The sequence below is a fragment of the Paenibacillus litoralis genome, assembly GCF_046244365.1.
In the GTDB taxonomy this organism is placed as follows: domain Bacteria; phylum Bacillota; class Bacilli; order Paenibacillales; family NBRC-103111; genus Paenibacillus_V.
On sequence record NZ_CP176395.1, the window covers coordinates 3,171,269 to 3,185,986 of the forward strand.

12 protein-coding genes are annotated in these 14,718 nt (G+C 48.9%); all 12 read left to right on the top strand.

Annotated features, from left to right (window positions below):
• Positions 1-5 precede the first annotated feature (5 nt).
• The 12 genes from ACKGJP_RS12710 to ACKGJP_RS12765 all read left to right on the top strand — a co-directional run bounded on the left by ACKGJP_RS12710 (position 6) and on the right by ACKGJP_RS12765 (position 14,684).
• Complete coding sequence (locus ACKGJP_RS12710; protein ID WP_409346001.1) at positions 6-791, top strand: ABC transporter permease; 786 nt, start codon at positions 6-8, stop codon at positions 789-791.
• Between the two features lie 61 nt (positions 792-852).
• A complete protein-coding gene (locus ACKGJP_RS12715) occupies positions 853-1,602 on the top strand; it encodes an HAD family hydrolase (RefSeq protein WP_409346002.1) in 750 nt (249 codons plus the stop codon).
• The gene (locus ACKGJP_RS12720; protein WP_409346003.1) at positions 1,592-2,695 is read left to right on the top strand and encodes a lactonase family protein; all 1,104 of its coding nucleotides are present in this window, start codon (positions 1,592-1,594) and stop codon (positions 2,693-2,695) included. Before ACKGJP_RS12715 ends, ACKGJP_RS12720 begins: the two co-directional genes overlap by 11 nt.
• Before the next feature lie 743 nt (positions 2,696-3,438).
• Entirely contained in the window at positions 3,439-5,175 is a 1,737-nt protein-coding gene (locus tag ACKGJP_RS12725; protein ID WP_409346004.1) for a histidine kinase, read from the top strand.
• A 10-nt stretch (positions 5,176-5,185) separates the two neighbouring features.
• On the top strand, positions 5,186-6,760 hold the full coding sequence (locus ACKGJP_RS12730; RefSeq protein WP_409346005.1) for a response regulator: 1,575 nt from the start codon (positions 5,186-5,188) through the stop codon (positions 6,758-6,760).
• Positions 6,761-6,917: 157 nt separating this feature from the next.
• The gene (locus tag ACKGJP_RS12735) at positions 6,918-8,456 is read left to right on the top strand and encodes an ABC transporter substrate-binding protein (protein ID WP_409346006.1); all 1,539 of its coding nucleotides are present in this window, start codon (positions 6,918-6,920) and stop codon (positions 8,454-8,456) included.
• A gap of 180 nt (positions 8,457-8,636) precedes the next feature.
• Complete coding sequence (locus tag ACKGJP_RS12740; RefSeq protein WP_409346007.1) at positions 8,637-10,079, top strand: M20 family metallopeptidase; 1,443 nt, start codon at positions 8,637-8,639, stop codon at positions 10,077-10,079.
• A 307-nt stretch (positions 10,080-10,386) separates the two neighbouring features.
• Entirely contained in the window at positions 10,387-11,328 is a 942-nt protein-coding gene (locus ACKGJP_RS12745; protein ID WP_409346008.1) for an ABC transporter permease, read from the top strand.
• Between the two features lie 14 nt (positions 11,329-11,342).
• The gene (locus ACKGJP_RS12750; RefSeq protein WP_409346009.1) at positions 11,343-12,218 is read left to right on the top strand and encodes a carbohydrate ABC transporter permease; all 876 of its coding nucleotides are present in this window, start codon (positions 11,343-11,345) and stop codon (positions 12,216-12,218) included.
• Positions 12,219-12,244: 26 nt separating this feature from the next.
• Positions 12,245-12,892 carry an SGNH/GDSL hydrolase family protein gene (locus tag ACKGJP_RS12755; protein ID WP_409346010.1) on the top strand — a complete coding sequence of 216 codons (648 nt, stop codon included), beginning with the start codon at positions 12,245-12,247 and terminating at the stop codon, positions 12,890-12,892.
• A 2-nt stretch (positions 12,893-12,894) separates the two neighbouring features.
• Entirely contained in the window at positions 12,895-13,911 is a 1,017-nt protein-coding gene (locus ACKGJP_RS12760; RefSeq protein WP_409346011.1) for an alpha/beta hydrolase, read from the top strand.
• A complete protein-coding gene (locus tag ACKGJP_RS12765; RefSeq protein WP_409346012.1) occupies positions 13,908-14,684 on the top strand; it encodes an MgtC/SapB family protein in 777 nt (258 codons plus the stop codon). Before ACKGJP_RS12760 ends, ACKGJP_RS12765 begins: the two co-directional genes overlap by 4 nt.
• The last annotated feature ends 34 nt before the right edge of the window (positions 14,685-14,718 follow it).

Here is a 14,718-nt window from a genome sequence, read left to right on the forward strand (position 1 = left end):
ACGACATGAAAATAGGGAAGCTCTTGTTTGTCACATTCGTTTGTCTAGTATTTTTCTTTATGTATTTCCCCATAGCGGTCATCGTCCTGTTTTCCTTTAACTCGGGTAAAATACCGGCGTTTCCGATCGATGGCTTTACCTTGCATTGGTATGCAGAGCTCTTCCGGGAGCCGAAGCTGTGGCTTGCCGCCAAGAACAGCTTGCTCGTAAGCATTCCGTCGGTCATCGTCAGTACCGTTTTCGGAACGATGGCGGCATTCCTGTTCCAACGCCACAAATTTCCCGGACAAGGCTTCTTGCAAATGGCGATACTGATGCCTTATGTACTTCCCGGCATTTTGACGGGCATTTCCCTTACTTTGCTGTTCAAATTGCTGAATGTGCCATCGTCGCTATTAACCGTTATCGTGGGCCATACCGTTCTGATTACGCCTCTGATCATGATTATGACGATGAATCGGTTGAAGCGTTTTGACAGATCGATTGAGCTGGCATCCATGGATCTTGGTGCAAGCCCTTTCATGACGTTCTTTCGAATCACACTGCCGAATATCAAAGGAGCGATTATCGGCGGCATGTTACTCGGCTTGACCGTCTCCTTCGATGAGGTGATTGTAACCTTCTTCCTGATCGGTACCGACAACACGTTGCCGATGCAGATTTGGTCCATGATTCGTTACGGATTCTCGCCGCAGATCAACGCCATTTATTCCATCATCATTATCGTTACGCTATTTTTTGTGTTCTTCACAAACCGGAAGAGCGCCAATAGCAAGACGGGCAATGTGTAAATCTACGCTTCGAAGGTTAACGTCACTTTGTGGGGATATTTTATAGGGGAGGAAATCGAGGATGACAGGAAAGACAGTATATTTTGGTGAAAAAGCGACTAAGGTCAAATGCGTTGCATTCGATAAAGACGGGACGCTGTTCGATGCGTTCGGGTTCTGGCGCTATATCGATAATCTTCGAAAAGAAGAGTTCGTTTCCCGGGTAGGGCGCGAACATCAACAGTCATGGAGCAGCCTGATGGGAATGACGGAAGAATCGATCGATCATCAGGGCGTTCTGGCGGTCGCTTCCACGCAGGAAGAAATCACGATGACAGCCGGCCTTATCTACCAGTTGAAGGGCTGGCCGTGGATCCGGTGCAAGCAGTTGGCGGCGGATATTTTCAGAGAGGCCGATGCGAAGCTGGAGATTGATAAAGCTTTCAACCGGGTGGAAGGAGCTCCGGATATTTTCCACACGTTAAGAGAGGCGGGCATCCATACCGGCATTCTGACTTCCGATGCTTTAGCTCGCACAGAAGATTGCATGCGCCTTCTGGATATTGTGGAGCATCTGGAATTTGTCATTACACCCGAAAAAGTCAAGAACGGGAAACCTTCCCCCGATATGGTTCATAAAGCGTGCGAAATTTTGGGCATCCAGCCGTCCGAAATGGCAGTCGTCGGCGATTCTCTGGTCGACTTGAGCATGGCAAAAGCCGCAGGAAGCTTGGCGGTCGGCATCATCACCTATGAAGGTTCCTCCGAGGTGCTTGCCCCCGAAGCGGATATTCTCATCCGTTCGCTCAAGGAAATTCGGGTTGGCTTTTAATAAGATATATTCGAAATCGGATGTGGTGGATTTGTCAAACGGGAACGACGTGATGGTTGTAGTCGGTTCTTATGGAGCAGAGGATCAGGAAGCTGTACATTTCTATCAATTTGACAAGATTCGGGGGACGCTGCAGCGTGTTGGGGGATTGGCAGGAATCCAAAATCCGTCGTTCCTTGCTGCCGGAAAAGATGCTCGTCAGTTGTATGCGGTAAGCGAGACCGATGGTACCGGAGAGGTTGTATCCATGAGGGCTGACGTCACAGGCGGGATGGTTTCCGAGTTGAATCGCCAACCGTCATACGGGGCATATCCTTGCCATCTAACAGTCGATCCGTCCGGCGAATGGTTATTATCGGTCAATTATGGGGACGGCAGCATATGCGTATACCCCATCGAAATGGATGGGCGGGTAGGCCGACTTTCCGATCAAGTGCATCATGTCGGAAGAAGTGTTAATCCGGCAAGACAAGGCTCGCCTCACCCTCATTCCATCATTGCGATCCCCTCTACATCATTTTATTTGGTATCGGACTTAGGAACGGACCACATTTATACCTATCGTCTTGACGGAAAAACAGGGAAATTGCAATTTCATTGTCTGACAGGATCGAAACCGGGGGCAGGGCCCAGACATTTAGCCGTACATCCAACGAAGCCGTTGATATATTCTATAGAGGAATTAAGCTCGGCCATTACCGTTTACGAATTTGAGAAGCAGATGGAGCAACTGAGGCCGATCCAAACGATCTCGACTTTGCCGGGCGGCTATTCGGAGGAAAATACTTGCGCCGAAATTGCTGTATCTTCGGATGGAAGATTTGTGTACGGCTCCAATCGGGGACATAACAGCATCGCAAGTTTCCAGATCGATGAGGAAGGCGGATTGGCCTTATTGGAACACACCGCAACAAACGGGGAAACGCCAAGACATTTTGCACTGGTTCCCGGAGGGGAATGGTTGATAGCCGCCAACCAAGATTCCAATTCGATCATAGTCATGAAGATCAATTCGAGTGGGGTACCTGAGTTGACTGGACAGCAATATTTTGTAGAGAAACCAAGCTGTATACAAATAGTTGAAACAAGTTAATGGTCAGTTGTTGCACCGCCTAAACATGATGCAGGAATGGATATACACGGACTCGCTGTATATTTATGCGACTAATGATTATTCATCCAAAACCGATCTGAAATTTTTCTAACGAATTCTGCAACAAACGGTCTTTTCCGCCGCGGCGGGCTTTAAATTCTAATGAATTCTGGAACAACAATAACGGAGCCACGCGGGTGTGCGGGCTCCGTTTTTATAATTTATTAGACATTTTGTTTCAAAATTAATTAGAATTCCTATTTGTACATTTATATGTTTAAAAATACAACTTAATTGAACAACTTGTCATTGAAGCTCAAAAGTGGAATTGTTCCATTCATCATTGAGACTTCTCTTCTTCTGAGGAGAGGGGAGACTGCAAATGCCAAGCTCGCGGAATCGATAAGGTGGAAAATGGGACGTGTACGAGATTGTCGAGAGTGGACAAGATACAAGAGCATGTTTCCCCCCGGAATAAGCAGAACCCAGATTCAGTTCAAAAATTTTAACGCTTAACAAAAAAGATATATAATCGCGGTACCGCGTAGCGTGAAAAGTGAAAAGGACATCTTGGTCTGATGATTCGGAAACTCAAAAAGGATAAGACGGAATCTTGAAAGCAGGCAACCCATCTATACATTTATTATGAAGGGTAAGATTACCACAAATGACTATCCGTAAAAGTCACGCCGTCCATGTGGTAAAATGATTATCATTAAAGGGACGAAGGGAATATGGACAACATGAGTAAACCACCTTCTTCAATATTCAATTCGCTTCGATTTAAGCTGATTACGGGGCTCATGCTTATTATGGTGCCGATAGTCCTCTTCCTGATTTATACAAACTTCTATTCGATCCAAGTTGTTCGCAACCAGGTCGCGCAATCTAACAACAACATGATCAGCCTCTATATGGGGTTGATCGATAAGTCGTTAGCCGACATTGACAGCTATTTGCTGAAGTATGCCTCGGAGGAAACAGGACTGCACATTCTCGACCGGTCTCCTGAGATTGATATCGATTTGTATAAAATGGAACGCATTTGGCAATTTCAACATCTGGTGAATAATGTGACTTACTACAAGGGACTCGACTATTTTTTCATATATTCGCCCATGAACAACGATTTGGTATTTGCTCCCAAGCAGACAGGCTCGGCTGGCGCCGACAATCAGCCTATAAAGGATGCCATCGTCTCGCTTATCGATGACGGGCAATCGGCAGACCGTTTTCAGACCGGGAGATGGTCCGTATTCCGCGTTTATGAAAAGGATTATTTGTTGTATACCATTAAGGTTGGCGGTTTATATATAGGGGCTGGGGTAAATGCGCAGGGAGTGACGGGGCCGCTCGATCTTTTGGATCTCGGCGCCGACGGGAGAGCGCTGCTGGTCGATGGCAGCCACGAGCCGCTTAAGGACGAATCATTTTTTAGGGAACATGGCATCGATCTTTCCTATACGCCTAAGTCGTACCGTTTAAGCGGTGTCGATAACGGGTATCTGGTGATCGGAGAGCATTCTGCTAAAGGAGATTTCGGACTGGTCGCGGTCGTCCCCGATCAAAGCATTCTTCAGAAGCTGCCTTATTTGCAGAGGATTATTTTACTCATAGCGGCGGGGACCGTCTTGATTTTACTGCTTGCCTTCTATTTCATGAGGAGAGTCGTGCTCCGTCCGATCAACCGGATCGTACTGGCCATGCGCCGAATCAAAGAGGGTCATTTGGAGATGCGAATCGCGAAGAAGCCGACCTCTAACGAGTTCGAACTGATGAACGAGACGTTCAACAGCATGGTGTCCGACATTCAGAAGCTGAAAATCGATGTGTATGAGGAGCAATTGATCAATCAGAAAGCGGAGCTGAAGCATTTGCAGCTGCAAATCAACCCGCACTTCTTTTTGAACAGTCTGAATGTCGTTTATTATTTGGCCCAGGAAAAGAAATACGGGTTGATTCAAGAGCTTTCCCTCTCTTTAATCAGGTATTTCCGCTTCATGTTCCGCAGTTATACGGATCATGTTCTGGTTCGGGACGAGCTGGGTCATACGAAAAATTATTTGAACATCCAGAAGATCCGGTTTCCGGGGAGCTTGACGTACGCCATTTCGGCCCCGGATGACCTGCTCGATTGCTGCATCCCCCCACTGATCGTTCAGAGCTTTACGGAAAACACGATCAAGCATGCGGTCAACACGGACGAGCCTACCCATATCGAGATTTCAATCGAACGGGATAACCGGAATGACGCGGAACGGCTTCATATCCGCATTCGCGATACGGGCGCGGGCTATGAGAACGAGGTGCTGGAGAAGCTGCGACAAGAGATCAAACTGACGACTGAGGAAGGCGAACATATCGGGATTTGGAATGCCCGGCAAAGACTGCGGCTGTTGTACGGGGATCAGGCAAGCATCGGGTTTTCAAACGATAACGGCGCCATTGTCGATATTTTTTTACCGATCATGAAAGGATAGGGGCGAGAGTATGTACCGGTTATTGATCGTGGACGACGAAGAATTTACCGCGAATGGCATTAAGGCAAGCGTGAACTGGTCAAAATTCGGCATCATTCACGTATCTGTAGCGAACAATACACGTCAAGCGAAGGAAAAGTTTAGTGAACATACGTTCGATATGATGATATGCGATATCGAGATGCCGCAAGGAAGCGGACTCGAACTCTATGATTGGGTACGGGAAGAGCATCCTTGGACGGAGTGCGTCTTTCTGACTTGCCATGCCGACTTTCAATACGCGAAAAAAGCGATCCAGCTAGGGAGCTTCGAGTATTTGCTCAAGCCTGCGCCACCCGAAGAGCTGGAGCAAGTCATGACGGAGATGATCAAGAAAATAAGCAAAGACCGGAAATCGGCATCGATTGTCATCGAGCGGTTCTGGCAGGATTTGCTGCAGCAGGTCATTCCGTCCCAGCCGGACAAAATCATGGAGGCCATCGAGAAGCATAATATACCGTATACGAGCAAGATGAAGTTTTTGCCTGTTTTGATCGGCATCCAGCACTGGGAAAAAGAACTGAGCGCTCGCGACGCCCAAATTATGGAGTACGCGCTAACAAACGCCTTGGAGGAGCTGGTCATCCGGCAAGTCGCCGCGGCTCACATCGTTCGCGTCAAGGCCAATCAGATATTGGCGGTATTTCCTACGGAACATGTGATCGAGGCGAGCGGAGAGGAATTCCGCAAAGAGATCATGAAGCGCTGCGGGTTGTTCATCGAAACGTGCAACCGATATTTTTATTGCCATTTGTCATGCTTTATCGGTCAACCGGCGGAAATACACGACGTTCGCGATATGGTTGATGATTTGGCAGCGCTCAGAAAGAATCAGGTCAACGCCGTCGACCGGGTCGTGCTTATCGACGAGAAAATACCAAATGAAACGCCTTTTCCCATGCCTCCGATGAGAATATGGTCCGAGCTGATCAAGCAGGGGGACAAGAAGAAGCTGATGGCTGAGTCGCAAGATTTTCTGGAGTCGCTTAAGCGGATCGAAGGGCTGAACTCGAAAAGCCTGCAGCAGTTTTATTTAAGCTTCCTGCAGATGGTTCTGCATACGCTTCAGCAGAAAGGGTTGTATATGGACGATATTTTAGAGGATCATTTCGCGCCGGAACGTATTTCGTCTGCCGCCGAGAGCGTAAAGAATCTGCAAGACTGGGTAACGGACGTCCTTGAATTTGCAATGACTTCCATCGAAGCGCTTGGTTCGAACGAGACAGTGGTGAAAAAGATCAAGCGGTATATATCGGCGAATATCGATCAGGAGATGTCCAGACAGTACATTGCCGACTACATTGGGCTAAGTCCCGACCACATTGTCAAGCTTTTCAAAAAGGAAACAGGTCTCTCGATATCGGAGTTTATTCTGAAAGAAAGGATCGATCTTGCGAAAGAACTACTGGCCAAATCGGAAACTTCGATAAGCAACGTCGCTTTGGCGGTAGGCTTCGCTAATTTCTCTTATTTCTCCACCCTCTTCAAGAAGGAAGTCTTGATGACGCCTCAAGAATATCGGAAAAGATTCTCTTCCAGCATGTAAACGAAATATGTACATCAAGGACGCCAACTGGCGTTTTTCTCTTTATGTGGACGGAATCTCGAAACCGAGAGAACGGATTCTTGAAAGCGGGTAAACGGGAACTTCAATAAAATAATAATAGCAAGCGGCAAGACCAATCAAAATAGGGGGTTCTTACATGAAGAAAAGCATGAAGAGCACTGCAATGCTTCTGATTTCCGTGCTGGCAACGTCTACTCTGGTCACGGCCTGCAGCTCGGGCTCGAGCAACCAACCGAATGCGAGCGGAGCTCCTGAACAGTCGAACAGCGCGAAGCCGGACCTGAAGCCCGTTGAACTGACGATGGTGTTTCCGGTTGCCAGCGAGCAGAAAGACTTGAAAGCCGTACAAGAAAAAATCAACAAGATTACGCAGGAAAAAATCAATGCGACCGTGAAGCTCGTTCAGATCACGAAAGGCGCCTGGGCGCAGCAAACCACACTGATGCTGTCCGGCAACGAGAAAATGGACCTCATCGTAAGCGGCCGAGGCACGTACGAGCAGGAAGTGGCCAAGGGCAACTATCTTGCGCTTGACGACTACATTGCCAAATACGGTCAAGGCGCCCAAAAAGCGCTGGACGATCTGGATCCGGCTATCCTAAAAGCGACCAGGATCAACGGGAAAACTTACGGGATAACGTCTATCCGGGACCTGGCGAACGACTTCGGCATCTCGATGCGCAAGGATCTTGTGGACAAGTACAAAATCGATACGAAAGCGATCAGATCGCTGGACGATCTTGACGCCGTATTCAAGGTGATCAAGGAGAATGAGCCTGATGTGATTCCGGTGATCAAGTTTGCTAACTCGATTCTCAACAACCCTTTCGGCCTTGGCATGATGGATCCTTTGGGAGACGGCCTCGGTGTGCTGCCGGCGCACGATAACGGGATGAGGTTAGTCAATTGGGTTGAAACTCCGGAATATGCCAAGCTGCTGGATACGACAAGAAGATGGTATTTGGCCGGATATATTGCTAAAGATGCGGCAACCAGTAATGAAATTTGGCAAAATTTGATGAAGGCGGGAAAAGCCTTCTCGACGTTCCACCATATGAGTCCATTTAGCGAAGCGGCAAATTCCTTAAGTGTAGGAAAAGATTTGATCGAGGTGCGCCTGTTGCCGGCCGTCGCGACCACTACCAACATCACCACGTATTTGTGGAGCATTCCCAGAAACGCGCAGAACCCGGAAAGGTCTATGATGCTGCTTAATTTGATGTATACAGACAAAGATTTTATCAATTTGCTCGACTGGGGAATCGAGGGGCAGCATTACGTAAAAAAATCGGATAATGTCATCGATTTCCCGCAGGGCGTCAACGCTTCGAATAGCGGCTATTACCCTTACCAAAACTGGCTATTCGGAAATATGTTCCTCTCCTATTTGTTCAACGGGGAAGATCCGGACCGTAACAAGAAGCTGGCGGAATTCATGAAGAACTCGAAAAAATCGAAAGCGCTCGGCTTCACTTACAATCCGGAGCCTGTTAAGACGGAAATCGCGGCTCTTAAGAATGTGGCGAACCAGTACGCTCTCGCTTTGGAGACCGGCACGGTGGATCCCGCTAAGGTATTGCCCGAGTATATCAAGCAAATGAAAGCGGCGGGCGTCGACAAGGTCGTTGCCGAGAAGCAAAAGCAGCTTGACGCTTGGAAAGCGGCCAATAAATAATCCGACGGATCCTCCTGTAAAAGACGGAATGTCTCGAACGAGGCCACTGAAAAAGCTTCTTTGAACTAAAAAGGTACAGTCCCTCAAAAAAATGAGGAGGCTGTACCTTTATCCTTAATAAGTGCAAACAGTAACTGGTATACCGTGGCAAGACTAGATGAAAAAAGAGAGGTATTCTCCATGTTTAATCGTGTCAGAATTACGGAAATCATTGAACAAAAAAGGGAAAAATTCATCAATGTGAGCGATAACATCTGGGAATATGCCGAAACCAAATTCAAAGAGTTCCGCTCTGCCGACTTGCTTTGCAAGACACTCGAAGAAGAAGATTTTACGGTAAAACGAGGAGTCGGCGGCTTGGAAACCGCCTTTATCGGCAGCTATGGAAGCGGCAAACCCATTGTGGCTATCCTTGGGGAATATGACGCGCTTTCCGGACTGAGCCAGGAAAGGGGGCAAGTATCCCATCAGCCTATTCAGCAAGACGGCAATGGGCATGGCTGCGGACATAACTTACTGGGGACAGGCTCTCTTGCGGCAGCGATCGCAGTTCGCCATTATATGGAGGAAAACCAGATTAAAGGAACGATCCGTTACTACGGCTGCCCGGCTGAAGAAGGCGGCGCCGGAAAAACGATCATGGTTCGCGAAGGCTTGTTTGACGATGCGGACATTGCCATCTGCTGGCATCCTGAAATGAAGAACGCGGTAATGTCTGTAACCAGTCTGGCCAGTTATACGGTTTCCTTCAAGTTTAAGGGAAAGGCGTCCCACGCCTCAGCCGCTCCTCATCTCGGACGTAGTGCGCTGGATGCCGTCGAGTTGATGAACATCGGGTGTAACTATCTGCGTGAACACATCATGCCGGAAGCCCGTATCCATTATGCCATAACGAATTCAGGTGGATTCTCCCCCAATGTTGTGCAGGCGGAAGCGGAAGTGCTCTACATGATTCGCGCTCCGAAAACGCCGCAGGCGGAAGATCTCTATCAGCGCGTATGCAAAGTTGCCCGTGGTGCCGCCATGATGACGGAGACGGAAGTAGAAATTATTTTTGACAATGCATGCTCCAACCTGATTCCCAACCAAACGCTGGAAACCATCATGTACAACAACTTCTATGAGTTGGGTGTACATGCGTTTGACGAAGCGGAAAAGGAGTTTGCCCGTCAAATCCGTAAATCCCTAACTGAAGCGGAAAAGCAAAGCGTCTTGGATCTCCTAGCGCTCCTACCGGTCCAGGCAAGCAAGGAATTCGTGCAGCAATTGAAAGAACTAGAGCTTTCCACCGATCTTCTTCCTTATCTAGACAAAACGCTTAACTTGTCCGCTTCAACCGATGTGGGTGACGTCAGTTGGGTCGTGCCCACTGTGCAATGCGTGACCACTTGCTTTGCAATGGGGACACAACTACATTCATGGCAGGCTGTGTCCCAGGTAGGAACATCTATCGGCCACAAAGGGATGCTTCAAGCAAGCAAGGTAATGGCCTCCACCGCAATTGAAGTGCTTCTCCGTCCTGAGGTCATTGACCAGGCAAAAGCCGAGCTGAAAGAAAGATTGGGCGGTGCCAGCTATATATGCCCGATCCCGCCTGAAAACAAACATGTAGCGAGTCGTTGACTATTGAAGCTGATGAAGTAAAAAGCCAACCCTACAAGCCTGCTTAACTAACAAAGAGACGACCCTAACCCCCAAAAAGGGGGATGAAGGTCGTCTTTTTGTACGTACCTCTTAGTTGCTCCGAAAAACTACAGGTTCTTCAGTGGCCTCGTCTCGAACGGGGGATTTTTTACGCCATCGCGGATGCAGTCAAGCCGATGTCGGAAACTCAAAAATAGGATGTCGGGATCATGGAAGTAGGGGCGGACAAATTGCTATAAGATGAACACATGCACAAAACAATGACAGCAAAAGGTGGTTGTAACGTATGCAGGCAAGCAAAATGTCGGTGTTGCGGCTTGAGATGAGGAAGGCAAAAAAATACCGGATGCTCGTGCTCATGACGCTGCCGGGACTGCTCTACTTTCTCGTCAACAATTATTTGCCGATGTTCGGCATCGCCATCGCGTTCAAAAACGTCAATTTCGCGAAGGGCATATGGGGGAGCGAGTGGATCGGCTTCAAGAACTTCGAGTATTTGTTTAAGACGAAGGATGCATACATCATCACCCGCAACACGCTATTGTACAATCTCTCCTTCATTGTCTTGAATACGGCAATCGCGATTTCGCTTGCGATCCTGCTGAATGAAATCCGCAAGCGCATTTTATCGAGAGCGTACCAAACGATAATCCTGCTTCCGCACTTGATCTCCATGGTGATCGTCGGTTACCTCGTGCTCGGTTTCCTGGACGTCGAAAAAGGCTTCATGAACAAGACTCTGCTCCCCTTGTTCGGCCTAGAGCCTATCTCTTGGTATAGCGAAACGAAATACTGGCCGTGGATCCTGACGATCGTACACGCATGGAAAGGCGTAGGACATCTTTGCATCATCTACTTGGCTGCGATTATCGGCATCGATCAAGAGTACTATGAAGCGGCTAAAATAGACGGCGCGAACCGGTGGCAGCAAATCCGTACGATTACGATTCCGCTCATTGCGCCGGTTATTACGATTTTGACGCTGCTTGCGATCGGGCGCATTTTCTATTCCGACTTCGGCCTGTTCTTCCAAGTGCCGCTTAACACGGGCGCCTTAATGCCGGTCACGAACACGATCGATACGTATGTGTACCGCGCGCTGATCAATATGGGCGATATCGGGATGTCGTCGGCCGCAGGCTTGTATCAAGCGCTCGTCGGATTTGTTCTGGTGCTGGCTTCCAATGCGGTCGTGAGAAAATTCAACAAAGACAATGCACTATTCTAGAAAGGGGCGCTCCCATGCCATCATCCGGAAAACTTTATCAATGGACGATCAACATCGTCATGCTGGCATTTACATGTTTTTGCATCATGCCATTCTGGTTGCTGCTCTCCGCTTCTCTTACAGACGACATGGAAATCATTCGCCATGGATATGCTTTCTTCCCGAAAGCCGTCAGTTTTTCGGCATACGAATATTTATGGACGAACTCAGCTAATATACTGCGCGCTTATGGAATTACGATTCTCGTGACGGTGGTCGGAACGGCTGCAGGATTGACGCTAACAGCGTTGCTTGCCTATCCACTGTCACGGACCGAGATGCCATTCCGCAAGATACTGTCCTTCTACGTATTTTTCACGATGCTGTTTAACGGAGGCCTTGTGCCGACCTACCTGTTATACACCAATTTCTTTAATTTAAAAAATACGATACTGGCTCTGATCATTCCTAGCCTGTTGATGAACGGTTTTTTCGTCATCCTGATGCGAACGTTCTTTGCAAGCTCGATTCCGAAGCCGATCATCGAATCGGCCTATATCGACGGGGCGAAGGAATGGAAAATTTTCGCGACAATCGTATTGCCGTTATCGACGCCGGTATTGGCTACGGTCGGGATGTTTTATACGATTCTGTACTGGAACGATTGGTTTAACGGACTGATTTACATTACCGACAGCCGGTACTTCAGCCTTCAAAACCTGCTCAACCGGATTTTACTCGATGCGCAATTTTTGCAGTCATCGACGGAGATTGTCGCGACAAGTCATCTTCCGCTCACCTCCATGCGTATGGCCATAGCCGCGATCGGGGTCGTTCCGCTGCTGATCGCATTCCCATTCTTTCAGAAGTATTTCGTGAAAGGCCTGACGGTTGGCGCCGTCAAAGGTTGACGCTATTATTTTGGAGGTGGTTACAGATGACCGGCACGAGAACGATCTTATGCTTCGGGGATTCAAATACATGGGGAGCCGATCCGCAGAACCGAGGAGTTCGGTTTCCGGCAGATGTTCGGTGGACGGGCGTACTGCGTAAGGAACTGGGAGACGGCTACGACATTGTCGAGGAAGGCTTGCCCGGGAGGACGACAGTGTGGACGGATCCGATCGAAGGAATCATGAGCGGGAAAGAGTACTTGACGTCCTGCCTGCTGTCTCACAGGCCGCTTGATCTTGTCGTGATCATGCTCGGAACGAATGATTTGAAAGAGCGGTTTTCCGTCTCGGCGCTGGATATCGCGATGAGCACCCTGTCGCTTGCCGGACTCGTAAAAACGACTTTTTCAAGGCCGGGGATTACGATAGTCCCTCAGGTTCTGATTCTAGTTCCGCCGCCGATCAAGGAAATTGGATTATTCGCAGTCATGTTCAAGGGCGGGGAAGAGAAGTCCAAACAATTAGGCGAGGCATTCGCTATGCTTAGTTCGTATACCGACGCTTCTATCATGGATGCTTCGACCGTGATCGTTTCCAGTGATGCAGACGGCATTCATTTCGAAGCGGAACAACACCGGAAGCTCGGAAGTGCCGTTGCGGAAAAAATAAAAAGTATGTTGGTGGAGCCATAAAAATGAACATTCCTTTGTGGCACGACCAACCCGCATTGCAGGGATTCAACGAAGGTTGTCCCAGCTTAACACCGTACTTGCTGGAAGGAGAAGGACCGTTTCCTGCCGTCATCGTTTGCCCTGGCGGAGGCTATAGGCATCGGGCCGGTCATGAAGGCGAGCCTGTCGCCAAGTGGTTGAACGCGATCGGCATTTCGGCTTTTGTCCTTCATTATAGGGTTGCTCCGGCACAATATCCGAGCCAGCTTCATGATGCTCAGCGGGCCATGCGAACGATCAGGCACAGAGGGACGGAATGGAATATTGATCCCGAGCGAATCGGTATGCTGGGATCTTCAGCCGGAGGCCATCTTGCTTCGATGGCAGGTACGCGTTTTGACAACGGCAATCCGCAAGCCCATGATCCGATCGAACGATACAGCAGCCGTCCCGATGCGCTCGTGCTCTGTTATCCCCTCATTACGATGGGCGAATTTACGAATGCATCGTGCAAGTCGGTATTGATGGGGGAGCGGCAGAACGACCGTGCTCTGATCGAGCTGTTATCAAGTGAAAAGCAAGTAACGGAGGAAACACCGCCGATTTTTATGTGGATCACGGCAGACGATCCGGTCGTTCAGGTTGAAAATTGTTTAATGTTCGCGGCCGCGCTCAGGAAGTTTAGGGTTTCTTTCGAAATGCATCTTTTTGAGAGCGGCCCTCATGGACTCGGACTGGCCAGCGGCGATCGGGAAGTGCAAGCATGGACAAAGCTGTGCGAGGCATGGTTGAAATCCAGGAATTTCCTCCTTGTAGAACGAGTGATTGACGAGTATACAACAGTAGGCCAGTTGCTGGCCGATGATTGCAGCAGTGCCGTATTGGAGCGGTATCTTCCGGATCTTTTGGCATCGCCGAAGATCGACTATATCAAAGCGTTTTCGTTGAAGTCGCTGTTCAATTTTTCCGATCCGATGTTTACTGACGAGAAACTGGCAGCCATCTTAAATGACTTGAAATCGGGGGGGGGACGATATTGACCGGCGCCGCTGCTAATATTTGGCAACTTGGTCATTGGGATTTGTTCGTACGCATGGTCCTCGCCGCAGTTTTGGGCGGATTGGTCGGCATCGAGCGGGAGTGGAACAACCATGCGGCAGGGTTCCGCACCCATATTCTCGTCTGTCTCGGCTCGACCACCATTATGCTGCTTTCGATTTACGGATTCTCCGACTTTGTTGCCGAATCCAACGTCCGGATCGACCCTGCCCGTCTGGCCGCTCAGGTGATCAGCGGGATCGGCTTTTTGGGTGCGGGCGCGATTCTGCGCAACGGGTCTGTCATCAAAGGGCTCACGACAGCGGCTTCGGTTTGGGTTGTGGCGGCAATCGGCCTTTGCGTCGGAGCGGGGTTTTTGTTTGTCGCATTTCTGTGTACGTTTTTCGTCATTATCAGTCTATACGTGCTGAACAAGTGGGAGAAACATTTGATGCGCCACCGCAAAAAGCACGAGGTTAAGTGTACGATTATCGATATGCCAGGCGTTCTTGGGAAGGTTGCTTCCATATTCGGTGAACAAGGGATCCAAATCGCCAACGTCAAAATGATGCCGGATGAACACACGCCGCCTGAGGCCGGGGGTATGCCTACGATGCAACTCTGCTTCACGGTCAATAATCATCAAGAAGAAAATATCGTCCGAGCGCTGGAAGAAATTACGGCGCTGGACATGGTGCTGTGGACGGAATCCAGTTATTTGCCTGCTTTGAAACCGGCAATTCCGGTAACCGGGAAAAATTCGATGAATCTATGAATCGAAAGAATTAAAAATAGATACAGCCGAGTAA

Coding starts and splice junctions, on each gene's coding strand:
- ACKGJP_RS12710 (WP_409346001.1), top strand. CDS start 6: ATGAAAATAGGGAAGCTCTTGTTTGTCACATTCGTTTGTCTAGTATTT.
- ACKGJP_RS12715 (WP_409346002.1), top strand. CDS start 853: ATGACAGGAAAGACAGTATATTTTGGTGAAAAAGCGACTAAGGTCAAA.
- ACKGJP_RS12725 (WP_409346004.1), top strand. CDS start 3,439: ATGAGTAAACCACCTTCTTCAATATTCAATTCGCTTCGATTTAAGCTG.
- ACKGJP_RS12730 (WP_409346005.1), top strand. CDS start 5,186: ATGTACCGGTTATTGATCGTGGACGACGAAGAATTTACCGCGAATGGC.
- ACKGJP_RS12735 (WP_409346006.1), top strand. CDS start 6,918: ATGAAGAAAAGCATGAAGAGCACTGCAATGCTTCTGATTTCCGTGCTG.
- ACKGJP_RS12740 (WP_409346007.1), top strand. CDS start 8,637: ATGTTTAATCGTGTCAGAATTACGGAAATCATTGAACAAAAAAGGGAA.
- ACKGJP_RS12745 (WP_409346008.1), top strand. CDS start 10,387: ATGCAGGCAAGCAAAATGTCGGTGTTGCGGCTTGAGATGAGGAAGGCA.
- ACKGJP_RS12750 (WP_409346009.1), top strand. CDS start 11,343: ATGCCATCATCCGGAAAACTTTATCAATGGACGATCAACATCGTCATG.
- ACKGJP_RS12755 (WP_409346010.1), top strand. CDS start 12,245: ATGACCGGCACGAGAACGATCTTATGCTTCGGGGATTCAAATACATGG.
- ACKGJP_RS12760 (WP_409346011.1), top strand. CDS start 12,895: ATGAACATTCCTTTGTGGCACGACCAACCCGCATTGCAGGGATTCAAC.